The organism is Mesorhizobium sp. BR1-1-4 (assembly GCF_020165375.1).
Classification (GTDB): domain Bacteria; phylum Pseudomonadota; class Alphaproteobacteria; order Rhizobiales; family Rhizobiaceae; genus Mesorhizobium; species Mesorhizobium australicum.
On sequence record NZ_JAIUIB010000004.1, the window covers coordinates 458,374 to 484,765 of the forward strand.

At 63.1% G+C, this 26,392-nt stretch carries 30 protein-coding genes; 20 read left to right on the forward strand and 10 right to left on the reverse strand.

What is annotated here, in order from left to right; all coding sequences use genetic code 11:
- The first annotated feature begins 4 nt into the window (after positions 1–4).
- From LB571_RS11455 to LB571_RS11475, 5 genes are all read left to right on the forward strand, one after another.
- Entirely contained in the window at positions 5–1,255 is a 1,251-nt protein-coding gene (locus tag LB571_RS11455) for a vWA domain-containing protein (protein WP_224594535.1), read from the forward strand.
- Positions 1,256–1,303: 48 nt separating this feature from the next.
- Positions 1,304–1,642, forward strand: coding sequence for an XdhC family protein (locus LB571_RS11460; protein WP_224594538.1), 339 nt, complete (start codon positions 1,304–1,306; stop codon positions 1,640–1,642).
- A 6-nt stretch (positions 1,643–1,648) separates the two neighbouring features.
- A complete protein-coding gene (locus tag LB571_RS11465) occupies positions 1,649–2,353 on the forward strand; it encodes an XdhC family protein (RefSeq protein ID WP_224594541.1) in 705 nt (234 codons plus the stop codon).
- Positions 2,350–3,960 carry an NTP transferase domain-containing protein gene (locus tag LB571_RS11470; RefSeq protein WP_224594544.1) on the forward strand — a complete coding sequence of 537 codons (1,611 nt, stop codon included), beginning with the start codon at positions 2,350–2,352 and terminating at the stop codon, positions 3,958–3,960. The genes LB571_RS11465 and LB571_RS11470 overlap by 4 nt, the downstream gene beginning before the upstream one ends.
- A 73-nt stretch (positions 3,961–4,033) precedes the next feature.
- Positions 4,034–4,885 (forward strand): alpha/beta hydrolase family protein, encoded by an 852-nt coding sequence (locus LB571_RS11475; protein WP_411961418.1) that lies wholly within the window; start codon positions 4,034–4,036, stop codon positions 4,883–4,885.
- Positions 4,886–4,904: 19 nt separating this feature from the next.
- Here LB571_RS11475 and LB571_RS11480 read toward each other — a convergent pair whose 3' ends face one another.
- On the reverse strand, positions 4,905–5,954 hold the full coding sequence (locus LB571_RS11480) for a DUF1176 domain-containing protein (protein WP_224594550.1): 1,050 nt from the start codon (positions 5,952–5,954) through the stop codon (positions 4,905–4,907).
- 140 nt (positions 5,955–6,094) lie between these two features.
- Between LB571_RS11480 and LB571_RS11485 the strand changes: the two genes are divergently transcribed.
- On the forward strand, positions 6,095–6,601 hold the full coding sequence (locus LB571_RS11485; protein WP_015318115.1) for a DUF1993 family protein: 507 nt from the start codon (positions 6,095–6,097) through the stop codon (positions 6,599–6,601).
- 52 nt (positions 6,602–6,653) lie between these two features.
- Here LB571_RS11485 and LB571_RS11490 read toward each other — a convergent pair whose 3' ends face one another.
- On the reverse strand, positions 6,654–6,818 hold the full coding sequence (locus LB571_RS11490) for a hypothetical protein (protein WP_015318114.1): 165 nt from the start codon (positions 6,816–6,818) through the stop codon (positions 6,654–6,656).
- A 334-nt stretch (positions 6,819–7,152) separates the two neighbouring features.
- Here LB571_RS11490 and LB571_RS11495 point away from each other — a divergent pair, with 334 nt between their 5' ends.
- The 3 genes from LB571_RS11495 to LB571_RS11505 all read left to right on the forward strand — a co-directional run bounded on the left by LB571_RS11495 (position 7,153) and on the right by LB571_RS11505 (position 10,160).
- Positions 7,153–7,662 carry a hypothetical protein gene (locus tag LB571_RS11495; RefSeq protein ID WP_015318113.1) on the forward strand — a complete coding sequence of 170 codons (510 nt, stop codon included), beginning with the start codon at positions 7,153–7,155 and terminating at the stop codon, positions 7,660–7,662.
- A 119-nt stretch (positions 7,663–7,781) separates the two neighbouring features.
- Positions 7,782–8,849, forward strand: coding sequence for an aldo/keto reductase (locus tag LB571_RS11500; protein WP_140717412.1), 1,068 nt, complete (start codon positions 7,782–7,784; stop codon positions 8,847–8,849).
- Between the two features lie 42 nt (positions 8,850–8,891).
- On the forward strand, positions 8,892–10,160 hold the full coding sequence (locus LB571_RS11505) for a cysteine desulfurase-like protein (RefSeq protein WP_224594553.1): 1,269 nt from the start codon (positions 8,892–8,894) through the stop codon (positions 10,158–10,160).
- Positions 10,161–10,175: 15 nt separating this feature from the next.
- On the opposite strand, the gene LB571_RS11510 is transcribed toward LB571_RS11505, so the two are convergent.
- The 5 genes from LB571_RS11510 to LB571_RS11530 are packed head-to-tail and all read right to left on the reverse strand — an operon-like array spanning position 10,176 to position 15,704.
- Complete coding sequence (locus LB571_RS11510; protein WP_224594556.1) at positions 10,176–11,204, reverse strand: histone deacetylase family protein; 1,029 nt, start codon at positions 11,202–11,204, stop codon at positions 10,176–10,178.
- Positions 11,201–11,737, reverse strand: coding sequence for a GNAT family N-acetyltransferase (locus LB571_RS11515; RefSeq protein ID WP_224594559.1), 537 nt, complete (start codon positions 11,735–11,737; stop codon positions 11,201–11,203). The genes LB571_RS11510 and LB571_RS11515 overlap by 4 nt, the downstream gene beginning before the upstream one ends.
- 4 nt (positions 11,738–11,741) lie before the next feature.
- A complete protein-coding gene (locus tag LB571_RS11520) occupies positions 11,742–12,671 on the reverse strand; it encodes a 3-keto-5-aminohexanoate cleavage protein (RefSeq protein WP_224594564.1) in 930 nt (309 codons plus the stop codon).
- Positions 12,672–12,676: 5 nt separating this feature from the next.
- Positions 12,677–14,062: an aspartate aminotransferase family protein gene (locus LB571_RS11525; RefSeq protein WP_224594566.1), complete on the reverse strand. Its 1,386-nt coding sequence runs from the start codon at positions 14,060–14,062 to the stop codon at positions 12,677–12,679.
- 1 nt (position 14,063) lies between these two features.
- On the reverse strand, positions 14,064–15,704 hold the full coding sequence (locus LB571_RS11530; RefSeq protein ID WP_224594643.1) for a N,N-dimethylformamidase beta subunit family domain-containing protein: 1,641 nt from the start codon (positions 15,702–15,704) through the stop codon (positions 14,064–14,066).
- Positions 15,705–15,860: 156 nt separating this feature from the next.
- On the opposite strand from LB571_RS11530, the gene LB571_RS11535 reads away from it, so the two are divergent.
- The 3 genes from LB571_RS11535 (at position 15,861) to LB571_RS11545 (ending at position 17,695) form a co-directional block, all read left to right on the forward strand.
- Positions 15,861–16,109, forward strand: coding sequence for a ParB N-terminal domain-containing protein (locus tag LB571_RS11535; protein WP_140617245.1), 249 nt, complete (start codon positions 15,861–15,863; stop codon positions 16,107–16,109).
- A 118-nt stretch (positions 16,110–16,227) separates the two neighbouring features.
- On the forward strand, positions 16,228–16,713 hold the full coding sequence (locus LB571_RS11540; RefSeq protein WP_140823603.1) for an SRPBCC family protein: 486 nt from the start codon (positions 16,228–16,230) through the stop codon (positions 16,711–16,713).
- Between the two features lie 25 nt (positions 16,714–16,738).
- Positions 16,739–17,695, forward strand: coding sequence for an alpha/beta fold hydrolase (locus LB571_RS11545; protein WP_224594570.1), 957 nt, complete (start codon positions 16,739–16,741; stop codon positions 17,693–17,695).
- Positions 17,696–17,744: 49 nt separating this feature from the next.
- On the opposite strand, the gene LB571_RS11550 is transcribed toward LB571_RS11545, so the two are convergent.
- The gene (locus tag LB571_RS11550) at positions 17,745–18,773 is read right to left on the reverse strand and encodes an isopenicillin N synthase family dioxygenase (RefSeq protein ID WP_224594575.1); all 1,029 of its coding nucleotides are present in this window, start codon (positions 18,771–18,773) and stop codon (positions 17,745–17,747) included.
- A 114-nt stretch (positions 18,774–18,887) separates the two neighbouring features.
- Between LB571_RS11550 and LB571_RS11555 the strand changes: the two genes are divergently transcribed.
- The 5 genes from LB571_RS11555 (at position 18,888) to LB571_RS11575 (ending at position 22,378) form a co-directional block, all read left to right on the forward strand.
- Positions 18,888–19,283: a GFA family protein gene (locus LB571_RS11555; RefSeq protein WP_015318101.1), complete on the forward strand. Its 396-nt coding sequence runs from the start codon at positions 18,888–18,890 to the stop codon at positions 19,281–19,283.
- A gap of 151 nt (positions 19,284–19,434) precedes the next feature.
- Entirely contained in the window at positions 19,435–19,632 is a 198-nt protein-coding gene (locus LB571_RS11560; protein ID WP_140616965.1) for a hypothetical protein, read from the forward strand.
- 194 nt (positions 19,633–19,826) lie between these two features.
- Positions 19,827–20,699 carry an undecaprenyl-diphosphate phosphatase gene (locus LB571_RS11565; protein ID WP_015318099.1) on the forward strand — a complete coding sequence of 291 codons (873 nt, stop codon included), beginning with the start codon at positions 19,827–19,829 and terminating at the stop codon, positions 20,697–20,699.
- A gap of 146 nt (positions 20,700–20,845) precedes the next feature.
- Entirely contained in the window at positions 20,846–21,472 is a 627-nt protein-coding gene (locus LB571_RS11570; RefSeq protein ID WP_015318098.1) for a transglutaminase-like cysteine peptidase, read from the forward strand.
- A 111-nt stretch (positions 21,473–21,583) separates the two neighbouring features.
- The gene (locus LB571_RS11575; protein ID WP_140787491.1) at positions 21,584–22,378 is read left to right on the forward strand and encodes a phosphodiester glycosidase family protein; all 795 of its coding nucleotides are present in this window, start codon (positions 21,584–21,586) and stop codon (positions 22,376–22,378) included.
- 12 nt (positions 22,379–22,390) lie between these two features.
- On the opposite strand, the gene LB571_RS11580 is transcribed toward LB571_RS11575, so the two are convergent.
- On the reverse strand, positions 22,391–23,035 hold the full coding sequence (locus LB571_RS11580; protein ID WP_318011724.1) for a DedA family protein: 645 nt from the start codon (positions 23,033–23,035) through the stop codon (positions 22,391–22,393).
- A 334-nt stretch (positions 23,036–23,369) separates the two neighbouring features.
- Between LB571_RS11580 and LB571_RS11585 the strand changes: the two genes are divergently transcribed.
- Positions 23,370–24,443 carry a GH25 family lysozyme gene (locus LB571_RS11585; protein WP_015318095.1) on the forward strand — a complete coding sequence of 358 codons (1,074 nt, stop codon included), beginning with the start codon at positions 23,370–23,372 and terminating at the stop codon, positions 24,441–24,443.
- A gap of 36 nt (positions 24,444–24,479) precedes the next feature.
- On the opposite strand, the gene LB571_RS11590 is transcribed toward LB571_RS11585, so the two are convergent.
- On the reverse strand, positions 24,480–24,668 hold the full coding sequence (locus LB571_RS11590; protein WP_224594578.1) for a hypothetical protein: 189 nt from the start codon (positions 24,666–24,668) through the stop codon (positions 24,480–24,482).
- Here LB571_RS11590 and LB571_RS11595 point away from each other — a divergent pair.
- Together LB571_RS11595 and LB571_RS11600 are read left to right on the forward strand one after the other, a co-directional pair.
- Positions 24,667–25,269: a lysozyme inhibitor LprI family protein gene (locus LB571_RS11595; protein ID WP_224594580.1), complete on the forward strand. Its 603-nt coding sequence runs from the start codon at positions 24,667–24,669 to the stop codon at positions 25,267–25,269. The two genes, LB571_RS11590 and LB571_RS11595, sit on opposite strands and share 2 nt — an antisense overlap.
- A gap of 142 nt (positions 25,270–25,411) precedes the next feature.
- Positions 25,412–26,392: a DUF3592 domain-containing protein gene (locus LB571_RS11600; protein ID WP_224594582.1), complete on the forward strand. Its 981-nt coding sequence runs from the start codon at positions 25,412–25,414 to the stop codon at positions 26,390–26,392.

A 26,392-nucleotide genomic window follows, 5' to 3' on the forward strand; every position in this document is an offset into this window, starting at 1 on the left:
GGTGGTGAAGGCGTCCCGACCCGACCCTGGAGAGGCGACGGCGGACGGCCGGATCGCAGACAACATAGTCTATTTCGCCCGCACCTTGCGCAAGGCCGGCATGCGGGTCGGGCCCGCTTCGGTCAAGGACGCGATCGAGGCGGTGCTCGTCGCCGGCATCGGCTCGCGTGATGACTTTTACTGGACCCTGCACGCCGTTCTGGTCTCGCGTCATGAGGATCATGCCACCTTCGACGAAGCTTTCCGACTGTTCTGGAAATCGCGCGAATTGATCGAGAAGCTGCTGGCGATGTTTTCGCCGGTGGCGCCTGACGTCAGGCAGAAGCAGAAACCGCGCGCGGCTGAAAATCGCGTCAGCCAGGCGATGTTCGAGGGTCATCAGAAAAACCAGACGCCTCAGGAAATCCCTGAGATCGAGGTCGATGCCCGCTTCACCTTTTCCGGCAACGAGCTGTTGCGGGGCAAGGATTTCGCGCAGATGAACGCAGTCGAGATGGCTGACGCCAGGAAGGCGATCGCGGCGTTGCGGCTGCCTGTCGACATGGTGCGGACCAGACGCTTCAAGGCCGATGCGCATGGCCGCCGCATCGATCCACGTGCCATGATGCGCTCGGCGGCGCGCACCGGCGGTGAATTGATCCTGCCGAAATTCCGCTCGGTCCGCGAAGTTCATCCGCCCCTGGTGGTGCTGGCCGATATTTCCGGTTCGATGAGCCAATACACGCGCATCTTCCTGCATTTCCTGCATGCGCTGACGGAAAAGCGCCGGCGCGTGCACACTTTCGTCTTCGGCACGCGGCTGACCAACCTGACCCGGCAGATGCGCCACCGCGATCCCGATGCCGCCCTTGCCGATTGCTCGGCGGCGGTCAAGGACTGGTCGGGTGGCACGCGCATCGGCGATACGCTGGCCGAGTTCAACCTTGTATGGTCGCGACGTGTGCTGGGACAGGGCGCGGTGGTGCTTCTGATCACCGACGGGCTGGAGCGCGACGATATAGGGGGCTTGGCGGAAGAAATGGAACGGCTGCACAAATCCTGCCGGCGGCTGATCTGGCTCAATCCGTTGTTGCGCTTCGATGGTTTTCAGGCGCGCGCCCGCGGCGTCAAGGCGATGCTGCCGCATGTCGACGAATTCCGCTCGGTGCACAATCTCGACGCGCTCGCCGATCTCTGCGCCTCGCTGGACAAGAAATCGGTCCTTTCCGTCGATCCACGGCGGTGGATGGATGCTGGCGCAAGGCGCGCCGCATAGCCATATATTTTCCGGCTTTTGGAAAAACAGACCCTGAGAGAAGCAACGATGAGTGACAGTCTTTATCTCGATGAGGCCCGCGACCCGCTGATCATCGCGGAAGCCTGGATGAAGGACGGCAAGGATGTCGCAGTGGCGACCGTGGTCGAGACCTGGGGTTCAGCGCCGCGCCCGGTCGGCAGCCACCTTGTCATCGATGCCGATGGCAATTTCCACGGCTCAGTTTCGGGCGGTTGCGTCGAGGGCGCTGTCGTGACCGAGGCGGTCGACGTCATCGGCTCCGGCAAAGCCAGGATGCTGGAGTTCGGTGTTGCCGATGAGACCGCCTGGCAAGTCGGCCTGTCCTGCGGCGGCTGCATCAAGGTTTATGTTGAGCGATTGGGCTGACCTCCGATGGATCCTTATGCGCTGAAGACGCTCAATGCCGAGCGGCGCGCCCGCCGCGCGGCGATCCTCGTCACTGATCTCGGTGATGGTCGCGACCGTATCGTGCGGGAGGGCGATCAGGTCGCCGGCGATCTCGGTGCGGCGATCGCCAAGGCGTTTCGATCCGGCAATTCGGGGTCCGTCGAGGCGGAAGGGCGGACCTTCTTCCTCAATGCGCATCTGCCGCGGCCGCGTCTGGTGGTGATCGGCGCCGTGCATATCAGTCAGGCGCTCGCGCCGATGGCACGGATCGCAGGCTATCCCTTGGAGATCATCGATCCGCGCACCGCCTTTGCCACATCGGACCGCTTTCCCGATGTCGCCTTGCATGCCGACTGGCCGCAGGATGTGTTGGAACGCCAGCCGCTCGACGCTTACACCGCGCTCGCCGCCGTCACCCATGACCCGAAGATCGACGATTTCGCGCTGAAGGCGGCACTCGACGCCAACTGTTTCTATGTCGGAGCGCTCGGCAGCCGAAAGACGCATGCCAAGCGCGTCGAGCGCCTGCTGGCGCTGGGCGCGAGTGCAGACCAGATCGCGCGTATCCACGCGCCGATCGGGCTGGACATCGGGGCGGCAAGCCCCGCCGAGATCGCCGTCGCCATTCTCGCGCAGACCATTCTTGCCTTCCGCTCGCGCGGCCTCGATGCGAAGGGCGCGGCGGCGTGAAATTCGGTCCGATCCCGATCGACGCGGCCGAAGGGGCGGTGCTGGCGCATGCGACCGCGGCCGGCGAAAAGCGATTTCGCAAGGCGCACAGGCTGAGCGCCGAAGATGTCTCCACGCTCAAGGGGGCAGGTGTTTCGCAGGTCGTTGCGGCCGTGCTGGCGCCGGACGATCTCGGCGAGGACGCCGCGGCGCAAAAAATTGCCGAAGGCATGACCTTAGGCGGCATCGAGGCGAAGCCCGCCGCTACCGGCCGGGTCAATCTCCACGCCAAGGCGGCTGGCATCTTCACCGTCAATGCCGCTGTAATCGATGCGATCAATGCGGTCGATCCCGCCATCACCATCGCCACGCTTGGCCAACACGCGCCGGTCGAAAAGGGCCAGATGGTCGCGACGGTGAAGATCATCCCCTTCGCGGTCTCTTCCTCGTTGGTGGCCGCCGTGACGGAAATCTTGGCCAGCGGCGAAATTTTTGCCGTCAACGCCTATCGGCCGACGCGTGTCGGCGTCATCCAGACGGTGCTGCCGGGCACCAAACAAACCGTGCTCGACAAGACGCTGCGCGTCACCGAAGCCCGGCTGGCGCGCTCCGGCGGCAGGCTGACGGCGGAGCGCCGTACGCCGCATGAGATCGCCCCTGTCGCCGAGGCTGCCATCGCGCTTGCGCGCGACAACGACATGGTGGTGATCTTCGGGGCTTCCGCGATGAGCGATTTCGCCGACGTCGTTCCGGCGGCGATCGAGAGGGCGGGCGGTACCATCATCCGCGCGGGCATGCCGGTCGATCCCGGCAATCTGCTGGTGCTCGGCACACTCGGCGGCAAGCGCATCATCGGCGCGCCTGGCTGCGCCCGCAGCCCCAAGGAGAACGGCTTCGACTGGGTGCTCGACCGATTGACTGCCGGCCTGGACGTCACCACGCGCGACATCGCCGGCATGGGCGTCGGCGGCCTGCTGATGGAGATACCGACGCGGCCGCAGCCGCGCGAGCCGCTGCCGGCCAAAAGTCGGCTCAAGGTCGGGATCGTGCTTCTGGCGGCGGGCCGGTCGAGCCGCATGGGCGGGCCGAACAAGCTGATGGCGCTGTTCGACGGCCAGCCGCTGGTGCGCCGCACCGCCGAACGCGCTCTCGCCTCGAAGGCTTCGGGCACGATCGTCGTCACCGGTCATCAGCGCGAGCGGGTGCGCGCGGCATTGTCGGGCCTCGACGTCACCTTCGCCGACAATCCCGATTTTGCCGATGGCCTGTCGACCTCGCTTAAGGCCGGCACTGCCTATCTGCCCGAAGACGCCGCTGGTGCGATGATCGTTCTGGGGGACATGCCGGGTGTCGCATCCGACGATCTGGACAGGCTTATCGATGCCTTCCGCAGGGCCGGCGGCAACTCGGTGGTCCGTGCCACGCACCAAGGCAAACGCGGCAACCCGGTGCTTTTGCCGCGCTCGTTATTCGCGGCAATCGCCCATCTCGAAGGCGACACCGGCGCTCGCCATCTGGTCGAGGCCGAAGGACTCGATGTCATCGATGTCGAGATCGGGGAGGGCGCGTCCGTCGATGTCGACACCCGAGAGGCACTGGAAGGCGCGGGCGGCGTGCTGCAGGATTGACAAACGGAGGCGGCATTAGCATGCCTGCGGTATGGCTATTCGTACCGTCGCGTGCCGCGCTTTCGTCACGGCAATGCTTTTCTTGTTTTCCTCGGCCGCCAGTGCCGACACATTGTCCCTGAAACCTTTCAAGGACGATCTCTTCGCCTATCCGGCGACGCTCTCGTCCGACAGCAACGGCGCATACACGGTCCTCGACTACCGCGAGATGCGCGACATCAACCAGCGCGACGAGGTGCCGGAAAAGCGCGTGCATGCCCAGTACACCGACACCGGCGTGCGCAAGGTGCAGCAGGATCTGATGCTGAAGACCGACGCGGGCGATGTCAGGCATGTCGCCGTCGGCAAGACGAAAGGAGCCGCCATCATCGTGCTTTACCTGCACGGGCAGGGCGGCAGCCGCAAGCAAGGCGTCGACGACTTCACCTTCGGCGGCAATTTCAACCGGCTCAAGAACCTGATGGCCGGCAATGGCGGGCTCTATATTTCTCCGGATTTTCCTGATTTCGGCGACAAGGGCGCGGCACTGGTCGCCGCCCTGATCGACCATTATGCCGAACAGTCTCCGGGCGCGAAAATCTTCGTCGCCTGCGGCTCGATGGGCGGCGCGCTGTGCTGGAAACTTGCCGCACGCAAGGATACTGGTGGTCGCGTGAATGGACTGCTGCTGCTCGGATCGCTGTGGGACGAGGGCTTTCTCGGCAGTCCCGCCTTCAAGCGTCGCGTGCCAGTGTTCTTCGGCCAGGGCAGCCACGACGTGGTCTTTCCCGTGGCGAACCAGGAAGCGTTCTTCCGCTCCATCCTTGCCAAATCAAAAAACTATCCGACCCGCTTCGTGCGCTTCGAGACCGGCACGCACGGCACGCCGATCCGCATGGTAGACTGGCGCGGCACGCTCGACTGGATGCTGTCGAAGGCACCATAAGCCTGATGCGCTAGAGGATCTAAGGCGCGGTGTTGTAGTCGACGATCGTCTGCGGGTTCTCCTCGCCGTCATAGGACGCGTCGACGTCATACTGGACCAGCGAGAAATCGCCGTTGCGGAACAGATATGTCCCGGCATCCGAAGCATCGCCGACGCCGCGCCATTTGTTGAAGGTGGTGATGGTGTGAGCATTCTGGTCATAGTCGGAATTGACCGCCCACCCTGTGGTCCGGAAGCCGATCACCGTTACACTCAACAGCTTGCCGTCGCTGTCGTTGTTCTCGTAGCGTATATCGGTCTCCGGCTCGGCGAACTGCAATTGCCTGACACCGTCCACCTCGTCGGTCATGTAATAGACCGAGCTTTCATTGTAGGCGGCGGCCGAGCAGGAGAAGTGGAACAGCCGGGTCTCCTTGTCAGGATCGTTCGGCTGAGCATTCCTGTCCTTGTATTTGATCGAAAAGACCTCTGGCTCATTGGCCTGGCGGTCCTTGTCGCATTGGTCGCCATAGGTCGCCAGGAAGGCCTTCTTGGCCTTTTCCAGTGCGGTGTCCTTTTTCGGCGGCGGCGGGCCGTCGCCGCAGCTTGGCGGCAACGCCTCGTCGAAGTCGGCGGTGGAGGGCTTCAGCGCTCCCTTGTCGATGAAGATAGGCTGGAACGGCGGCGCCTGGATCTGGGCGTTGACCTGGCGCAGCGTATAGCAGCCGGCGAAAACCTTCGCCTCGCCCTTCTTGTCGGTTGCCTGGACGGCGACCGGGACGTTGTAATAGATGCTGCCCGCCGCGCCCTCGTCCGAAATCGGACCGGTCTTGACCTCCACCTTGTCGGTACCGTCATAGCCTTTGACGAATGTGTCGAAATCCTTTGCCGGCTTTGTATCACCGAAGTAGCCCCAGGCGCGGGCGAATTCATGCCGGTTGATGGCGCTGTAGAGTGAATGCACGACCGCATCCGCGCTCGACCGATCATCGACGTAAGGCGCTTCGGGCGTATCGGCTGCGGCCAATGGCGCGTGGCCTGTCGTGGCAAGGGAGAGAAGGGCAGTCGCTGCGAAAAGGGCGCGTGTCATCGGGGATCTCCGCTCGATAACGAAGATTCTACCACGGCGATTGCGGCGACGTGGTGACGCCATGCGCCCGCCGCTTGAAGAATCGCGCCTGAGAGCGCTACGTCCTCCCGCCGGCGTTCCTGCCGGACAGGAGATCCGACGTGACGATATCGATGTATGAGGCATCCGTGCCCGTGTTTTCAGCCAGGCTGAAAGCACTTTCCAGTGTGCTGGCTGCAGCCGAACAGAATGCGCTTGACCGCAAGATCGACCCGCAGGTGTTTTTGACGGCGCGGCTGGCGCCCGACATGTTCGCACTTGCCAGGCAGGTGCAGATCGCAACCGACCATGCCAAGGGCGCGCCTTCACGGCTGGCCGGCCGCGAAGTGCCTAAATATGAGGACAATGAAGCAAGCTTCGCCGATCTCGAAGCGAGGCTCGCCAAGACGGTCGCCTACCTGGCGACTTTTTCCGCAGCCGATATCGACGGGTCGGATGACAGGATGATCGAACTGAAGCTGGGGGGCCGGGAAACGACGCTGAGCGGCATGCAATATCTGCTGCATGTGGCCATGCCCAATTTCTATTTCCACCTGACCACCGCTTACGACATCCTGCGCCACAATGGCGTGCCGCTGGGCAAGGCGACATTCCTCGGATCGCGTTGAGAAATCGGACTTTGAGATGTCCCGGGTCGATCCGGGACATCTCGCAACCTGCTTAGCGGATGGACATTTCGCGGGCGATGCGCGGGAAATCGGCGGGCTTGATGCCGATGTCGGCGCGCTCGGCATTGCTCATCGAATAAAGGAGCGCCAGCGCCGCGCGATATCTCAGATGTTCCTGCGGGCGCGGCCGGGCGAACATTTCCGTGAAGAAACCCATGATTCAGGCTCCTGGTTGGTCCTCCACGTCAGGCAATATAGATGAATCGTGAAGATTGTGCAGTGCAGCATATGCATGCCTGCCATGTCCGGATGTTTTTTTGAAATTTTTTTGCAGCAAGGTGAAACTCTTGCGCCGCGCCCAACGTAGGCTTCGAAGCTGGTACATGGCCAGTTTTCCTCGCCACTCCTGGCGAATTTCCGGACTGCATGAACATGCAGTCCGGCTTTTGCCTGCGCCTGCAGTAACGATCCCCTGAATGGAAATTAGTTAAGACCGGCGGTATTTATTTTTAACGAGCTGGTTCTATGGTCTGAAACTCGAACTGTCGGGCATGGGGGAGGCTGATATCGCTACCGGCGCCAAGCGGGATTTTGCGTCACTGCTCGACGACCTCTTCGTTGCCACCGACAAGGGCAACGGCGGTGAGGGCGTAGAGACCGGCGCGCGCCCATCCATCCCGTTCGACTATCTCTCGGTCGCCGATGAACTCCATTCCGGCCGCATCAAGGTATCCGCTGCGGAATATCGCGAGGCCGGCGCTGATCTGGCCAGCGAATTTGCCGCCGTGCTTGAACAGGCAAGGCTGGCGCTGGCTGGCGAAGAGCCGAAGCCGGAAGAAACATTGCCGCCAATCGATCCTGAATCGATTGCGGTCGAACTGGGACTGGAGCAGTCCAAGAGCGCCGCCGACTTCGGCCGCATGCGCCGCAGCTTTGCTTTCGCCAACCATCCCGATCGCGTCGCCCCGCATTTGCGCCAGCGCGCCATGATCCGCATGCAGGTGGCCAACATGCTGATCGACGAAGCCAAGCGCCGCGCCGTGGCCGCCGCACGACGCTAACCCCGCTCTGCTCACGCAAAAGTCGGCCTGGCAAGGCTTGGAGAGCGGCTCTGCTTTTCCTATAAGATGCGAACTCCTCCCCGCGCAGCCGCGCACATATCCCTCCGGAGCAGAATCCCATGCACAAACGCCGTCTCGGTCGGACCGATCTTCTTGTTACCCAGATCTGCCTTGGTTCGATGACCTGGGGCCAGCAGAACACCGAGGCCGAAGGCCATGCCCAGATGGACCTGGCCTTCTCGCGCGGCGTCAATTTCATCGACACCGCCGAACTCTATCCGATCCCGCCCAAGGCGGAGACGCAAGGACGGACGGAGAAGATCATCGGCAGTTGGATGAAGGCCAAGGGCAACCGCGACAAGGTGATCCTGGCCTCCAAGGTCGTCGGCCGCACGGCCAACAGCTGGTTTCGCGGAGACCGGCCCTCGCAATTGGTGCGGGCCGATATCTTCGATGCCATAGACAAGTCGCTGGCCAAGCTTGGCACGGATTATCTCGACCTTTATCAGATCCACTGGCCGGAGCGGGACATCCCCTGGGGCGCCAACCCGACGCGCGTCGGCGCCGTGGCGCGGCGTGCCGATTCTGTCGGCGCGCCGGTCGGTGAAACGCCGATCGCCGAGACGCTCGCGGTGTTCGATGACCTGGTGAAGGCAGGAAAAATCCGCCATTTCGGTCTCTCCAACGAGAGTTCCTGGGGCGTGATGCGCTTCCTTGCAGAGGCCGACAAAGGGATCGGTCCGCGCGTCGCCTCGATCCAGAACGCCTACAATCTCGTCAACCGTACTTTTGAGGTGAACCTCGCCGAGGTCTGCGAGCGCGAAGGGGTGTCGCTGCTTGCCTATTCGCCGCTGGCCCAGGGTTATCTGACCGGCAAATACGATCATGGCGCCCGCCCGCAGGGCTCGCGCTCGCAGCTGTTCAACCGCGGCCAGCGTTACGAGACGCCCAATGCCGCCGAAGCGCAGCTCGAATACAATGAGCTGGCACGCTCTTTCGGCCTGGAGCCGGCGCTGTTTGCCAATGCCTATGTCTCGAGCCGGCCCTTCGTGACCTCCAGCATCATCGGCGCGACAACCATTTCCCAACTGGAGATGGCGCTGTCTTCGGTGGATGTCGTCTGGACTGAAGAAATGCAGAAGGCGGTGGATGCCGTTCACCAGAGGGTCGGCAATCCCTGCCCGTGACCGAGCCCGGAATTGTCGTGTAGCAGCAAAGGGATGGAGACGATGGTGGATTTTTCGATCGAGGCCGTGCGTGGAAAATTCCCCGCTCTCTCACTGACAGACAACGGACGCCGGCGCATCTATCTCGACAATCCTGCCGGCACGCAGGTGCCGCAGGCCGTGGCCGACGCGGTGTCGCGCTGCCTGCTTACGACCAACGCCAATCTCGGCGGTTATTTTGAAACGACGATCGCGGCGCAGCAGGTCGTTGACGAGGCGCACCTGGCGATGGCCGACTTCCTCGGCGCGGCGAGCCGGCACGAGATTGTCATCGGCGCCAACATGACGACGTTGACCTATCATATGTCACGTACGCTCGGCCGCACGATGAAATCAGGCGACGAGATCATCCTCACCCGCATGGATCATGAGGGCAATGTGTCGCCCTGGCTGCAACTGGCCGAGGACCTCGGTCTCGTCGTGCGCTGGTTGCCGTTCGACGAAAGGACCTGGCAGATCGAGGAGGCGACACTCGCCGGTCTGCTGTCCGGGAAGACAAGGCTGGTGGCATTGAACTACGCCAGCAATCTCACCGGCTCGATCAACCGGGTCAGGTCCTTGACCCAACTTGCAAAACGGGCCGGCGCGCTGGTTTATGTCGATGCGGTGCAATTCGCACCGCATGGGCTGATCGATGTGCAGGAACTCGGCTGCGATTTCCTGATCTGCTCGGCCTATAAATTCTTCGGTCCGCATATGGGTATCTTGTGGGGCCGGCGCGACGTCATCGACGGTCTGCAAGCCTATAAGTGCCGTTGCTCCTCGAACGGCTTGCCCGAGCGGTTCGAACTCGGCACGCCGCAGATCGAACTGATGGCCGGCTTGACCGCCGCGGTCGACTATTTCGCCGAGCTCGGCGCGGCGGCAGGTGAGGGTGGTTCAAGAAGGCAGAAGATCGCCAAGGCGTTCCAGGTCTCCATTGCCCATGAAAACCCGCTGGCGCAAAGGCTGATCGATGGCTTGTCCGACATTTCCGGGCTGACGGTCCGAGGCATCACCGACCCGAAACGGCTCGGCGATCGTGTGCCGACTGTCTCCTTCACCGTCGATGGCATTGTCCCCGAAACGATCGTGCGGCAGATGAACGCCGAGAACATCTTCGTGTGGTCGGGCCACAACTATGCCTGGGAGATCGTCCATCAGCTCGGCATTCCGGCCGAGCAAGGCGTCGTGCGCATCGGCATCGCCCACTACAACACCGCGTCCGAAATCGACGAGACGCTGGAGAGCGTGCACCGGGTGATTGCCATGCTCAGGCAGCAACGCTCCTGACTTGGGTTTGAACTCTCACCGCGCCTTGCCGCCAAAGCCGGTGAGGAATGCGGTGAGATTGTCGCCGAGTTCGTCGCAGAGATAGCCGCCTTCCTGGACGATGACCGCCGGTAGGCCGAGCCCGGCGATGGCCTCGCCGATGCGCGAGAAGCCCGGCGTCGTCACCGAAAGCCCGCCGAACGGATCGCCCTCGAACGCGTCGAGGCCGAGCGCCACGACCAGCACATCGGGGGAGAAGGCGCGGATACGCTGGAACGCCACGCCGAGCGCTTCCAGAAACGCCGCATCCGCGGATTTGCGCGGCAGCGGCAGGTTGAAATTATAGCCAAGCCCGGGACCTTCGCCGCGCTCGTCGACATGGCCCCAGAAGAACGGGTAGAACCGCACCGGATCGGCGTGCAGCGACACCGTCAGCACGTCAGGTCGCGCATAGAAAATGCCTTGCGTCCCGTTGCCGTGATGCAGGTCGACATCGAGGATCGCCACGCGGGCCGCCTGCCTGCGCAGCACTTGCGCCGCCACGGCTGAGTTGTTGATGAAGCAGAAGCCGCCGGCGGCATCGGCGAAGGCGTGGTGGCCGGGCGGGCGGCACAGCGCATAGGCGGCCGACGCTCCGGCCATGACGGTTTCGGCGGCCTCGACCGCGCTCCAGGCGCTCCACAGCGCGCTCTGCCATGTCTCGCCCGAGATCGGGCAGGCGGTGTCGGCCATGTGGTAGCCGGCTTGGCCCACTGCTGAGGCCGGATAGGAGCCGTTGCGGGCGATCGGGTGGATGTTGGGAATGACCTCGGCCGACGCCCCTTCGATCCGTTGCCAGCGTTCGAAAATATGTTCGAGGAAGTCGAGATACTCGGGTGTGTGCACCGCCGAGATCGGACCGAGGCCGTGATCGCGCGGTCGCTCGACCGTGCAACCAGCGGATTTTGCGCCGGCTAACAATCTTTCGACGCGTTCCGGTTTTTCAGGGTTGGGCTGTGCCGCGCCACTGGAAAGAAAGGCCTTGGGATCGTGGCGCTTCTGCTCCTGCGCATAGAAGGCCTTCATTGCTGCTCCCCATTTTCCGGCGCATCGGCGAAGGCGAAAAAGGCCTCACCGATGATTTTCTGCGTCTGCTCGTAGCTCGACCAGGCAATGCCCAGCCGTTCGTAAAAGGCCTTGGCACCCTCATTGTCGGTGTCGACCGACAGCCTCAGATACACGCCGCCCTCTTTGCGGCACTCGGCAGCCACGCGTCGCAGCAGGCGTTCGCCGATCTTGCGGCCGCGAAACCGGTCCTCGACATAGAGGTCCTGCACATAGACGCCAGGCCGTCCCATCCAGGTCGAGAAGATCGGGAAATGCAGGCACAGCCCGGCGAATTCACCGTCGACTTCTGCGATCAGGGTCGAGAAGGCGGGTTTTTCGCCAAAGCCCCAGCTTCTGAGATCGTCCGCTGTCGAGATGATTTCCTCGGGCGCCCCGATATGAGTGCCAAGCTTCAGGATCGCCGCGTGAATGGTTTCGACGTCATCGATGGTGCCGGGGCGAAGGATAACCGCACGCGTGACAGGTACAGTGGCAGGACCGGGCGCTTTCATCTCGTCAAAAAGCCACCCTGTCGCCGCCCTTGAGCGCCAGCATGTCACGCGCTTCGGCCGGCGTGGCGACCTCCAGCGACAGTCCATCGAGAATGCCACGGATGCGCCGCACCTGGTCGGCGTTGGACTTCGCCAGCTGGCGGCCGTCATAGAGGCTGTCCTCCAGTCCGACCCGGACATTGCCGCCCATGGCTGCGGCGATCGAGATCAGCGGCATCTGGTTGCGGCCGGCGGCCAGCACCGAAAACTGGTAGCTGTCGCCGAACAATTTGTCGGCGATGCGCTTCATATGGATGAGGTTGTCCGGGTCGGCGCCGATGCCGCCCAGGATGCCCAGCACGAATTGGATGAACAGCGGCCCCGAAACCAGCCCCCGGTCGCGGAATTGCGCCAGCGAATAAAGGTGGCCGACATCGTAGCACTCGAACTCGAAGCGGGTGCCGCAGCCCTTGCCCAGCCGCTCGAGCACGCCTTCCATGTCGGCGAAGGTGTTCTTGAAGATAGTGTCGCGGGTGGCTTCGAGCAGCTTCGGTTCCCACTCGTGCAGCCATTCCCTTGGCTTGTCGAGCATAGGGAACAGCGCGAAATTCATCGAGCCCATATTGAGTGAGCACATTTCGGGCTGAGCCCGAAGCGGCGCCGCCAGCCGCTGGTCCAGCGTCATCAGCGAGGAGCCGCCTGTCGTGATGTTGATCACCGCATCGGTCGCCTGCTTGATGCGCGGCAGGAATTGCATGAACACTTCGGGGTCGGCGGTCGGACGGCCATCTTTGGGATCGCGGGCGTGCAGATGCAGGATCGAGGCGCCGGCCTCGGCCGCGGCGATAGCGTCCGCGGCGATCTGGTCCGGCGTCACCGGCAGATAGGGCGACATCGACGGCGTGTGTACCGAGCCTGTAACGGCGCAGGTGATGATGACTTTTCGCGGCGCCATCTTCGCTACCCTCGGCCTTCGACCGGCAGGTCGAATTCGGCGGCCAGAACCTCAAGCGAGTCGCCGATAATGGAGATGATCTCGCCGACCTGCTCGCTGGTGACGATCATCGGCGGCGCGACCATGAAATTGTCGCCGTCGACGCCACCCTTGACCCTGCGGCCATAAATGATCAGCCCGCGCTCATAGGCGAGATCGAGCAGGCGCTGCGTGGTTTTTTTGCTCTGCTCGATCGGTTTCAGCGTATCGGGATCGGCGACCATTTCGGCGCCCGTAAGCAGCCCCTTACCACGCACATCGGCAATGAACGGGAACCGCTTCGCAAGCGCCTTCAAACCGTCCATCAGCACGTCGCCCATGGCAGCCGCATTGGCAATCAGGTCGAGCCGGTCCATTTCGCCCAGCACTGCAAGCCCGGCGGCGCAGGCGAGCGGATTGCCGGCATAGGTGTGGCCATGCTGGAAGCCGCCGGAAGCGAGCAGCGGCTCGACCAGTCGCATCGGTGCGGCCAGCGCGCCGAGCGGCGCATAGCCCGAGCCGAGCCCCTTCGACAGCGCGACGATATCAGGCTTGCAGTTCCAGTGGTCGCCGCCGAGGAATTTGCCGGTGCGGCCGGCACCGCTCATCACCTCGTCGTGGATGAGCAGGATGCCGTGGCGATCGCAGATTTCGCGGATGCGCGCATAATAGCTGTCGGGTGCCACCAGGGCCGCGGTCGCAGCACCCCCGATCGGCTCCATGATGAAGGCGACGACGCTCTCGGGACCTTCGGCGAGGATCTTCTCCTCCAGCATGTCGGCGTAGCGGACGCCACGCTGCTCCATCGAGAGATTGTCGCGGTCGCGCCAGGCGGTCGGTGCCGGCACGGTCGGCATCACCCGCATCATCGGCGTAAAAGTTTCGGCCAACGCGTCGTCGCCGGTGATCGAAAGCGAACCGAGCGTGCCGCCGTGGTAGGAAGGAAACCGCGTGATCACCTTCCAGCGGCTGGCCTGGCCGGTGGCCACAGCCCATTGCCGCGCCAGCTTGATGCAGGATTCCGTCGCTTCCGAGCCGCCGGACACGAAAAAGATGCGGTCCATGCCTTCCGGCAACTTTCCAGCCAGTTCGCGCGCCAGTTCTTCCGCCGGCTCGTTCTCGAAATGCAGCCGATAAGCGAAGGTGGCGCGGTCCATCTGCCGCTTCATCGCATCGAGCACATTGCGGTTGGAATGGCCGATATTGGCGACCATTGGGCCGCTCGATCCGTCGATGAAACGGCGGCCGTCCTGCGTCCACATGTAAATGCCTTCGGCGCGGTCGATCAGCGGCCGGCGCAGGCTGGAGAGGTAGAACAAATGCGATTGGCGCCGGGCATCAGTGTCTTGAACGGCGGTCTGGGCTTTCGACATGTCAGGACTTTCCGATATAGCGGTCGAGGACATTCTGGGTGACCCGTTCGACCATCGGGTCTTGTCTTAGCAGGCCGGCGACCCATTCGCAGCTTCCGGCATGGAACACCTCGCCCTTGCCTCGCGGGAAGTTGACGATCATGCCATTGCCGCGTTTGACCTTTTCGAGATTGGCGTCGCTTGCCTCGCCAAACAAGGTCTCGGCGGTGAAGCGGCCATCCTCGTCGGTGAGGAACTGGTCCTCGATTGGAATATCGGCGCTTTCCTCGACCTGGCTGGCCATGCCGACGGCCAGCACTTGCAGGCCGTCAGGCGCGCCGCTGTCCGGCGTGGGGTAGGGCAGCCCGCCGCGGATCTCGAAATCGAGCCCGTCGACCTCATAGCCATAGACATGGCTGTCGGCGCCCAGCAGGTCGCCATAGTAGATGCCGGTGCCGGCAAAGGCCCAGTGCTCCGGCCGATAGACCGGAAAGCCGCGTACGCCACGTGGCGCGCAGCCACCCCAGCCGGCATAGACGCCCCGTGTCGCGTTGAGCCCGAAGGTTGCCGTACCCGGCCGGCCGATTTCCGGTGCTTCCCAGGAATTGGTGGCGCGGGTCACGTCGCCGCCGCGATAGGCCGGGTCCTCGGTGCGGGCGCGGTATTTGTAGCAGACCTGCCGGCGGCCCTCATCTTCGAGCCGCGTCTGCCACATGAAATTGCCGGCAAAGCGCGCCGCATGGCCGCCACGTTCGACATAGAAGTCGACCGCGTCTCGCATCTCCCAAGTCCAGTATTCGTCATGACCGACGAAGACCGCGCAGTCGTATCCGTCGAGAATTTCCGGCGAGAAGTGAAGGTCATGCTGACTGGCGAGGTCGACGCCGTAGCCTGATCGTTCGGCGAAGCGAAAAAAATGACTGTCGTAGCTGGCCCAGCCGGACGAGGCATATTTCTTCGAATGGCCGGTGGCGAGCGCCCATTCCATGTGCGGATAACGCGGCACGGTCTTCGGCGGCACCGCCACCTCCAACGGCACGCGCGGTGCATCCCCGGGCAACACGACGAAGCCGCGGCACCAGGGGCGCTGCGTTGACACGATGGGCGAGTACTGGTCGCGGTCGGGCCCGGTGATGCCCTGATAATGGTTGGAGCCGCCCCAGGTGTTGTAGGCAAGCCAGGTGCCCGTCGCCGCCACCTGCAGCACACGGCCAGGTTTCTTGCCGGGCTGGGGAGAGACGATGAAAATGTGGTGACTTTGGATCGGCTTGCCGTCACGTCCGTCGGCGGTCAGCGTTATCAGGTAGGCGCCGGAGGGCCAGTCGCTCTCCACGCGAAATTCGAAGGAGGCTTCCCAGCCGCAGCCTTCGACCGAGCATTGCTCCGGACTCTCCTGCCAGCGCGCCGCAATGTCCGATTTCTCGAATACTCTCGTTTCGGTGCCGCCATCGCGGATGATCCTCATGCCGAAGGACGGAGCGGTCGAGCTGACATGCAGCGTAACTGTCTCGCCGGCGCGATAGGAAAACCGGTCGCTGTAGCACCAGATTTCGCCGCGCTCGCCATCCATGCCCGGCCACTCGTAATAGTGGCCGCGCACCGCGTGGCGGCGCTGCTCGGCTGTCAGCCCGAAATCGGGGAATTCGGTCGGCGGATTGATCATGAAGCCCTGGCCCATCTGAGGCGCCATTTCGGCGATCCGCCCGCCAGGCGTCAAATGGAAACGATCATGCCAGCATTCGTTAGCCGCACCCTTGGCCGCCTTCGCCAAACCGACTATCTCAGGAAGACGGCGGCAGTTCCGCCATGGGGACAGGGCATGCTCAGGGTTCAACAGGTCAAGGTCGACGACATCTACGTGCCCACGGCGCGGAAGAAGACGCTGCACCCCGAGACCGTCCGGCATCTGGCCGAGGACATACTCGAGAACGGCATGAAGACGCCGATCCAGGTCCGCCACGATGGCAAGCGGCACATACTTGTCGAAGGCCTGCACCGGCTCGAAGCCGCCAAATGGCTGGGCGAGACCGTAATCGACGCCTACCTGGTGCAAGCCAAGCGGCACTGACACGCGCTCCGCTCACGGTTTTCAACCTGCGTTTCCAGAATTTTTCGCGGGCGATGTCGGTTTGCTTTGCGTCGGCTCGTCCTTGGGACGGAAGCCAGATCAAACCGAGGAGACCACCGTGGCCACCAAGCTCGACATCGCCCCCGCCGACGACCGCGAACTGGTTCTCGCCCGCATCATCGATGCACCGCGCGGGGACGTCTATCGCTGCTGGACCGAACCGAAATTGATCACGCAATGGTTCGCGCCAAAGCCGTGGACGACGCCGCGTGCCGAGATGGATGTGCGCACCGGTGGCAACAGCCTGGTCGTCATGGCAGGGCCCGACGGCAACGAGTTCCCCAACCCCGGCGTCTTCCTCGAGGTCGTTCCCGGCGAGAAGATCGTCTTGACCGATGCTTATACCCAGTCATGGGTGCCATCGGAAAAACCGTTCATGACAGTCGTACTGACCTTCGAGGACGAGGGCGAGGGCAAGACCCGCTACATCGCGCGCGTCCGGCACTGGAGCGTCGCCGACCGCGAGCAGCACGAGGCCATGGGCTTTCACGCCGGTTGGGGCCAGTGCACCGATCAGCTCGAAGATCTCGCCAGGACGCTCTGACAGAGCCACACCGGAGGAGTTCGATATGTCCAAAGTTCTGTTTTTTGCCATTTTTGCCTCGGCCGCTGCGCTTCTCGCTTGCCCGGGCACCATCAATGCAGAGGAGACAAAGCCTGCCATGACGACCGAAACGAAAACACTGCCGAAGCCACAAAAGTCCGGCCTGCTGCCGATCAATGGCGTGAATTACTATTACGCCGTCTATGGCAAGGGTGAGCCGCTGCTTCTGCTGCATGGCGGCCTCGGCTCCACCGACATGTTCGCGCCGATCCTGCCCAAGCTTGCCGAAAACCGCACCGTCATCGGCGTCGACCTGCAGGGGCATGGCCGCACCGCCCTTGGCGACCGGCCATTCAGCCTGCAGGCGATCGGCGACGACATGGCTGGTATCGTCAATACACTCGGCTACGACAAGGTCGACGTTATGGGCTATTCGCTGGGCGGCGGCGTTGCCTTCCGCATGGCGGTCCAGCATCCCGAGGCCGTGCGCCGGCTGGTCCTTGTTTCGACCGGTTATGCCGCCGACGGCTTCTACGAAGAGATGCGTCCGCAGCAGGCACAGGTGAGTGCCGCCGCCGCGACGTACATGAAAGACACGCCGATGTACAAATCCTACGTCGCCGTCGCCCCGCATCCGGAGGACTTCCCGAAACTGCTCGACGCGCTCGGCAATTTCATGCGCCAGAACTACGACTTCTCGGCCGACGTTCCCAAGCTGAAGATGCCCGTGATGCTCGCCTATGGCGACAGCGACATGTACAAGCCCGAGCACGAGATCAAGTTCTACCAGATGCTCGGCGGCGGCCTGAAGGATGCCGGCTGGATGCGCGAGAACCTGTCGCGGAACCGGCTGGCCATCCTGCCCAACCGCACCCACTACGATGTCTTCTTCGCTCCGGAACTGACGGCCGCCGCATTGCCGTTCCTCGACGGCGAGACCAGGGTGAAGAGCTGGGACGAGGTGGTCGGCGAAGCCGAATGACCCCTGCCTTCTCCGCCGGCCGTCTCCTGCGAGTCAGCCGGCGTGCTGTTCAGGAAGCCTTGGCCCGGCGCGGCTGCCTCAGATGCTTGATGCCGCTCATTTCGACGAAGTTCGTCGCCGACTCCCAGAGATAGTCGCCGTAAAGAAACGGCGCGAAGGGTTCGGCGCCGTCCAGCGGCAAAGGCGAGATTTCCGCGTCGACGCGTGGCTCGTAGAAGAACGGGATCGAGAACCGCACCGTTTTTGGCGCAATGACCCGGTGCCGTGTCGCCCGCACGCGGCCGCCGGTCCAGCGTTCCAGCAACTGGCCGAAATTGACCGCCAGCGTGCCGTCGGCTGGAGGCACGTCGATCCATTCGCCGGCGAGGTTTTTCGCCTGCAAGCCCTCAACGCCGTCCTGCGCCAGCAAGGTGACGAAGCCTGAATCTGCATGTTCGCGGCCGATGATGGTGCGCGTCTCGCCTTTGTGGGTCACCGAATACTCCGGTCCGCTGGTGTCGACGCCGGCATTGGCGTCGCGCAGGGGATAGCGGATCAGGCGCAGCGTCGAGATGCCACCGTCGAAATAGGCATCGAAGGTCATCTCAGGCAGGCCAAGCCCGCGGGCGATCGACCGCATCAGCATGGTGCCGACCGTTTCCATCACGCGATAGTAGTCGGCTGCGGCAGCGCGCCAACCAGGCAGGGCATGCTCGACCGGCAAGGGTGTCGGCTCGCACAAGGGATCGTCGGAAGCCGTGACTCGCGCCCCATCGGCAAGATCCGGCCCCATGTCGATGCCTTCCTTGTAGGAAACGGCTTGCGGCTGCAGCGGAAACCAGCCGCGGTAGAAATTTTTCTTAGTGTGATCGAAATTCCAGCGCAGCAATTCCTGTTTCTCGGCGTCAGGAAGCGCGAAGATGCGCAGCAATTGCGCGCGCTTGTCGGGCGTCAGCCAGTCATCGCCGGGAAAATCCCGGACCGCCAGGAAGCCGATGCCGGCCGCCGCGGCCATGATCCCGGCGTCGGCGCGGTCGCGCGCGGGCGAGGGCGACCCGAACAGGGCCGCGATGCCGATCGTTTCGATGTCGGGTGTCATGACAATCCTGCTGCATCACGATAATCGATGACCTTGTATCAAAGCTTTTCAATTGACCCAATCGACCTCGCCGTTACTTTTGCCGCCTGTTCACTCCACCAATGGATCCAGGCGATGGCAAAATACGAGGGCGGATGCCTGTGCAGGGCCGTGCGCTATCGCACCGATGCCGCCTCCATCAACGAGCGCATCTGCCATTGCCGGCTTTGCCAGAAGGCGATCGGCGCGGCGTTCAATGCGCGTGTTCTTTTCCGCATCGACGATGTGACGGTCGAGGGCCCGTTGGCCACGGTCAACACCTCGCCGGACCTCAAGCGCGGGTTTTGTCCGGCCTGCGGCACGACCCTGTTTTCGCGGCGCGATTCCGCCGGCATCATCGGCGTGACGACCGGTTCGCTTGACGACCCGTCGCTGTTCAGGCCCCAGATGCACATCTGGACCGTCTCGAAACAGCCCTGGGTGATGCTGGATGACGGCCTGCCGCAATTTGAAGGCGCTCCGCCGGCCTAGCTTCCTTCTTCCCCGTGAAGGGAAAGGACGTGCCCCAGGATGACCAAAAATTAATCCAAAGAGACACGTGATAGCCGGCAAAGCGTCATTGGCGGGCCACCTTTGTCTCCCTATCTAAGCGTCGCGGGCCCGGCATTCGAGGAGACGACGGATGAACGACAGCATCAGCACCCTGGACGAGCTTTTGAGCGATCCTATGGTCCTGCTCGTGATGGAACGTGACCGTGTGCGCCCGGAACAGGTGCGCATGCTGCTCGAGCGGGCTCGCCGGCCCTCCACGGAGGAGCCTGTCGTGCCGCCCGCCCATGTTATTGCCAGGACCTGCCAGAAACTTTGGCTCTGCCCATAATCGTCTTGCCAACCTCCAGCCATGGGAGCATCGCCGGCCCTTCGGGCCGGTTTGAACCGTGCGCGTCCGACGCGGCGGTGCCAGCTTACAAATCCGTAAATTGATTATCCGCCGCATGACGGTATGCCTTGCCGGGCACCGATCTCCTCCGATGGTGCCTTTGCAACTCCGATCTCTCCCGGATGGAACCCGACATGGCCGATATCTGCACGCAAGGCGTCGACACGGGCTTTGTCGGCCTTGGATTTGCCAAGGTCGCATTCCTCGGCCTGGTGCAAGGCATAACCGAACTGCTGCCGATTTCCTCGACCGCCCATATGCGCATCGTGCCGGCGGTGCTTGGCTGGCAGGATCCGGGTTCCGCCTTCTCCGCCGCCATGCAGCTTGCCGCCCTTGCCGCCGTGGTCAGCTATTTCTGGGGCGATGTCAGGGATCTCCTGTTCGGTTCGATCGACGCTCTCACACGGCGCGATTTCGCCGATCGGCATTTCCAACTGGCTTCCTGGATCGTGCTGGCGACAATCCCGATTGTGATCGCCGGCGTGGTACTTTCGGGTGTTCTCAACACCTGCAATTCGCCGTTGCGCAGCTTGAGCGTGATTGGCTGGGCCTGCATAGGCATGGCTATCCTGCTGGCCCTGGCCGAGATTTTCGCCCGCCACAAGCGCACCATCGGCGAAGCGTCGCTCGCCGACGCGCTTCTTGTCGGTGTCGCCCAGGTCGGCGCGCTGATCCCGGGCGTCTCTCGCTCCGGTTCGACGCTGACGGCGGCACTGGGGCTCGGCTTCAAGCGGGCCGAGGCGGCACGCTTCTCGTTCCTGCTCGGGCTGCCGGCCATCGCGCTCGCCGGCCTCAAGGAATTGTGGGAACTGCACAAGGTGCATCTCGATGCCCATGGATGGTCGGTTCTTGGCCTGGGGCTGCTCGTCGCCTCGATTTCGGCCTTCTTCGCCATTTGGGGCCTGATGCGTGTGCTGGAACGCTTCTCCGCCTGGCCCTTTGTCATCTACCGTGGCCTGCTTGGCGTCGTCCTGCTGCTGGGTGTGGCGATGGGATGGCTCGTCTAGCTCCCTAGCCCGAACCTCGGTGTTGCGCTGCTGCAACCCTCGAAGGGGCATGCGGCGTCCCTCCAAGATGTGATCGGCCGGTTTGGTTGACTTCGGGATACAACCGCCCTTAACGTTCTGTTAACAAAACAGATGGGCGGGGCCGGATGGCATCCTCGATGGGTTGGCGCCGGAAGGCGAAGGGGCTGGGGCTGGCGATTGCCCTGATTGCTTTCTGTTCGGCGGCGAATTCCGCTTACACGGCTCCCGTTTCCATGGCTATCGGCGGCTCGACGTCCCAGCCGATTGGCCACTATGATTTTTGCAAGATTCATGCCGCCGAGTGCTCGATCCGTTCATCCGACAGCGAGCCGGAACAGATGACTGGCAAGCTGTTGCGGGAGATCAGCGCCGTAAACCTCTCGGTCAACGCGCGCGTCAAGCCGATGAGCGACATGGACAATTACGGCAAGGAGGAATGGTGGGCCTATCCGGACAATGGCTTCGGCGATTGCGAGGATTACGCGCTGGAAAAGCGGCGTGAGCTCAACAGCCTGGGCATCGCCATAGCCAATCTCCTGATGACGGTGGTTCGCAAGCCGGACGGCGAAGGTCATGCCGTGCTGACGGTGCGCACCGACAAGGGCGACTTCATCCTCGACAATCTCGTCGACAAGGTTCGCCTCTGGAACCAGACCCCGTATCGCTATCTCAAAAGACAGGCGAGCGACAATACCGGGCGCTGGGTCTCCATTCTTGCCGGCGAGGAGAAGCTGGTCAGCGCGGTCAAATAATCGCTGCCCGAAGTCCGGGTTATAATCCATACTTCTTTCAGCAAATCCTTCATCGTGCCGGCAAGCGGTGCTATCCACGACAGTTCGTTGGAATGGCAATCCGGAACGCGCATGGATTTTTTGACCGTCCTTTATTCGGCGCCCTTGCTGCTGAGCTTGTTCAAGGCCGCGTTGCCGTACGCGGTCGCCACGACAGCGGCATTCGGCCAGTGGTTCGCTTCGGTGCCGCCGTGCCGCGACGTCTCCTTCGAGGCTACGAGCTTCCTCGTCTGCGAGGTCGATCCGAAGCTCTATTCGATCGAACTGTTCTGGAAAGACCCGGCAGGCAAGCCTTTTCAGTCGCTGCACAATCTCGACAACGCCCAGCGCATGGCGGGCCGGACCATGCTGTTTGCCATCAATGCCGGCATGTACCACCCCGATCTCAGGCCGGTCGGCCTTTACGTCGAACGCGGCCAGGAAATGGCCGGTGTGAAAACGGGATCGGGAAGCGGCAATTTTTCGCTGCAGCCGAATGGCATTTTCTATATCAGCCGCGGCAAGGCCGTGGTGCGGGCGACCAAGGACTTCGTCAGGCAGCGGCCAGCCACCGACTATGCGACACAATCAGGGCCAATGCTGGTAATCGACGGCCAGCTTCACCCGAAATTCCAGGCCGACGGCACCTCGCGCAAGAGCCGCGACGGCGTCGGAGTGCGAAAGGACGGTGTTGCCGTCTTTGCCATCTCGAACGGCACGGTGACGTTCCATGCCTTCGCCCGCCTGTTTCGCGACGCGCTCGGCTGCGACAACGCGCTCTTTCTCGACGGCACGATATCGAGCCTGCTCGCTCCGGCCATCGGTCGCAACGACGACTACTGGAATCTAGGGCCGATGATCGGCGTCTTCAGGAAGCGCGGCGGCTGATGCAAGGCGCCTTCAATCGCGAGACGCACTCCCTGCATTGCGCCTGCCACGCAGTCTGACGACAAGCACGGCGACGATGATCGCCACCACCATGGCCGCGATCACCGCCAGGCCGAACAGGCTGGTCGCGTCGAGTTCGGGCAGATTGTCGGCTCCTTTCGCCACCAGCCATCCAGGCGACAGCACGACCGGCGCCCAGATGATCGCCGACAGGATGTTGGCGGCCTGGAAGCGCCGCCTGTTCATGCCCATCATGCCGGCGACCAGCGGCACGGTGGCACGCACCGGACCGAAGAAGCGGCCGACGAAAACGGCGGCGACACCGTAGCGATGGAAGAACAGGCGCGCCCTGGCGATCTCGCGGCGATAGCGGTTGAGCGGCCATTTGTGGACGACGCCACGCCCCAGCCATTTGCCGAGAAAATAGGAAATGGTGTCGCCAAGCGCCGCGCCAAGCATCGCGGCGAGGAGAACGGGCAGGGGCTGGACGATACCGGCGCCCACCAGCCCGCCGACGATGATCAGCACCGTGGTGCCAGGCAACAGGATGCCGACCAGCACCAGCGATTCGCCGAAGGCCAGCAATCCGACCACGAGACCCGCCCAGGCCTGATGGTTCTCGATGAAACATACGCTCTGGTCGATGAACGACTGCACGCAAGCTCCGTGTTGAAAGTGTTCCTCAGCTGCCCTGTCGAGCAAGCTCCTGAGTTCGTCGAGCTTGCCGTCGACGAGCCAGCCGTAATAATTCTCGACCGGCAGCTTGCGGCCCTTGGCGCGGGCAGGGCCGCGGCGCCGCACACCCGTTCTCAACAGCCACATCATGGCTCTGTCAAGGCTCGGCTGTGGCCGCTGCCGACGACTGTCGGAACGCGGCCACAGCCATGGTAAAAAACTTGATTCAAACTTTATTGGTAATTTCTCGTTCATAACTCGTCTGGTTGTCCGTCGGCCGTCGCCTTCGGTCTGTTGTGTTCGAGTACAGGTCCAGATGCGGTTACCAGGCGTCGTGAGTTTCGTGATCGCATCGCTGTGCCTTGCCGGCTGTTCGTCGACATCGGGTATGGATGCGCTCGACATGCAGAAGCCGTCCAATGAAGTCACCAGTTCGGTGGTGCGTCCAAGCGCGCCGATCGCGTCCGTTCCGGTGGCCAGGGCAAACGCGGCGCGCAAGCGGATTGAGGTTGCGGCAGAGGATACCACCGCTCGGCCTTATGGCCTTGCAGAGGAAGAGACGGTGGCGTTTCCCGCACCCGAACTGCCCGACAGCGTCGAGCCGCCGATCGAGGAGGCCGCCCTGGTGTCGCCGCCGAAGCTGTTGTCGCGGGCGGCACCGTCCATGCTGGCCGGCCCGGTCACGCGTTATGGCTTCCGCGATGCCAAGCCGATCAATTTCGGCCGCTCGTCGCCCCGTCACCTTGCCGTGCACGGGGTGGACGTGTCGCGCTGGCAAGGCAACGTCAACTGGGAGAAGCTGCGCGCCCAGGGCGCCAACTTCGCCTACATCAAGGCGACCGACGGCGGCGACCACCTCGACCCCCTGTTTATGAAGAACTGGCGTGATGCCGACGCGGCGGGCCTGAAGCGCGGTGCCTATCATTTCTTCTACTGGTGCCGCACCGCCGGCGAGCAGGCCGACTGGTTCATCCGCAACGTGCCGAAGGTCGACGGCGCGCTGCCGCCGGTGATCGACGTCGAATGGAACGGCGACTCCAGCTGCCAGCGGCGCCCGTCGCGCGAAAAGGTCCTGGAGAAGATGCAGGTGTTCATGGACAAGCTGGAGCGCCATTACGGCCAGCGGCCGATCATCTACACGGCGCCCGATTTCTATCGCGACAACCTCCAGGGCGCATTCCCGGATTACCCGTTCTGGCTGCGCGCCGTGGCCCGGCATCCGTCAAAGGTCTATCCCGATCGCAAATGGCTGTTCTGGCAATATTCCGGCTCCGGCCTGTCGCATGGCGTGACCGGCCGCATCGATCTCAACGTCTTCCATGGCGATGAGCGGCAATGGCGCGCCTGGGCCGGCGGCGGAGGTCGGGCCATGATGGCCGACGCGGATTAGAACCCATGCTTTCGCGTCGGCGCTCGTCCTGTCCACCTATTGGAACTGGTTGCTCCCGCCGTTCTTTTCCTCGCTCAACCGCAGCCGCGCCCTCAAGCCCATGATCTCGGCGATCGCGGCATCGATCATGGCGAGAAGGGTCAACGTGTCGTGCTGGGTCGGATCGGCCCTGACATAGGCGAGCTGGTTCAGTATATCGGGGTCATCTTCGGTTTGTTCGCTCATGCGCATCGTCCCGGCTGTCGTCTCCTGGATCTTCGTCCGATCGGATCGATCGTCCTTTTATCACGTCATCGTGCGGATGGCCCGCCGCGTTGGCCACCAGTTCCTGGCGCGGTTCCCACCGTGTTTCGGATACGTCCTCGGAGGCAAGATGGAGAACATCGGTGTGAGGCTTCGGCTCGGTGGGGCACTGGTCTGCCTGCTGACATTGCTGTTGCCCGCGAGCCCGATGGCCGCGGGTCTGAAAGACCCCACCGCCGATACGCTCGACCGCTGCCTGGATGATCCAGCCAATGGCTCTACAGCAGGCCAAACCGACTGCGAGGCGACGGCATCAAGCGACTATGATCGCCGCATGAATGCCGCTTATGCGACACTCCTGCGCAAATTACCGCGCCAGGCAGCGCAAAATCTTCGTCTGTCACAACGCGCCTGGCTGGCCTTCCGCGACAGCGAGGCGAAGACACGAGGCGCTCTCTATGAAACAAGGCAAGGCACGATGTACGTGCCCATGCAGGCTGCCGACGCCACCAACATCATCCGGGATCGCGCCCTTCAGCTGGAGGGCTATGTTCGTGTCATGGCAATAGAGGATGCCGAATAGCGGCTGGTCGCCGCTCCCATGGCCACGCGACAGCATTGAACCTTGCCGGCGGTCATTTCCTGATCTTGCGAATAGACGAGACATTGCCCTCGCCATGCTGTCTATATGCGTGCTGCTGTACTCTAGTCGTCGGGGGGACGAGTTGGAGCTCAAGTTTCTGTTGGTCGGCTTTGCCTGCGCGGTCGCCGGCATGCTGTCGATCGTCACCTTCCTGAAATGGCTCGAGGTCAAGGCGGCCAGCCGCTGGTTGCCGACGCCTGGAAAGATCGTCTCGTCGCGCGTCGAGGCGCGCGAAGTGACAAGCTCGGGTACCGGCTCGGAGAGCAGCACCTCGACCGAAATCCGCAATTTTCCGGCCATCACCTATGAGTACAAGGTGGGCGGCAAGACATTTCAAAGCTCGCACTACAGCGTGCAGGAGAACCTCGGAAATTTCGAAGTCGCGGAAACCCTTGCGCGGTTTCCGCGTGGCGCGGCGGTAACCGTGTTCTATGACCCGTCCAGCCCGGGCAAGGCCGTGATCGAGCGCACCATGCCGGACGGCGCCTTCAAGTTCATGGTCCAGCTTTCGGCGGGGCTCGTGGTCGGTGCGCTGGTGTTGGTGTTTTCGGTCGGTGGCGTGCTGGAGGCTATCGGGCCGCATCTGCCCAAGCCGCGGAACCTCGGTGCGGCGGCATTCCTGCTGTTCATGGGGCTTTTCGTGCTGCGCATGGGCTTTGCCCAAAGATCGATGGCCGGGCAGGCGGCAACATGGCCGACCGCCGCCGGCCGTATCGATGCGTCCGGCCTGCAGGCGATCAAGACCCGCGACCGGTTTGAGGGCGGTGGGTACCGGCCCTGGCGCACGGTGTTCAAGTCCCGCATCGTCTACAGCTATGGTGTCGCCGGACAGCGCTACAGCGCCGATCGCGTCGCTTTCGGCGCCAGGGTGACGGCCTCGCTGCCCGGCCTCGTCGGCGGTCAGGCGCGGCGCTATGTCGAGGGCAGCAAGGTCGACGTTCACTATGACCCCGCCAACCCCGCCTCGGCGGTGCTCGAATGCCGGGTGCGTGGGCTATGGCTGCTGTGGATATGCTCGGCAGGCTTTCTCGGCGGCGCGGCCTTGCTGGTCGGGTTGGTCTGA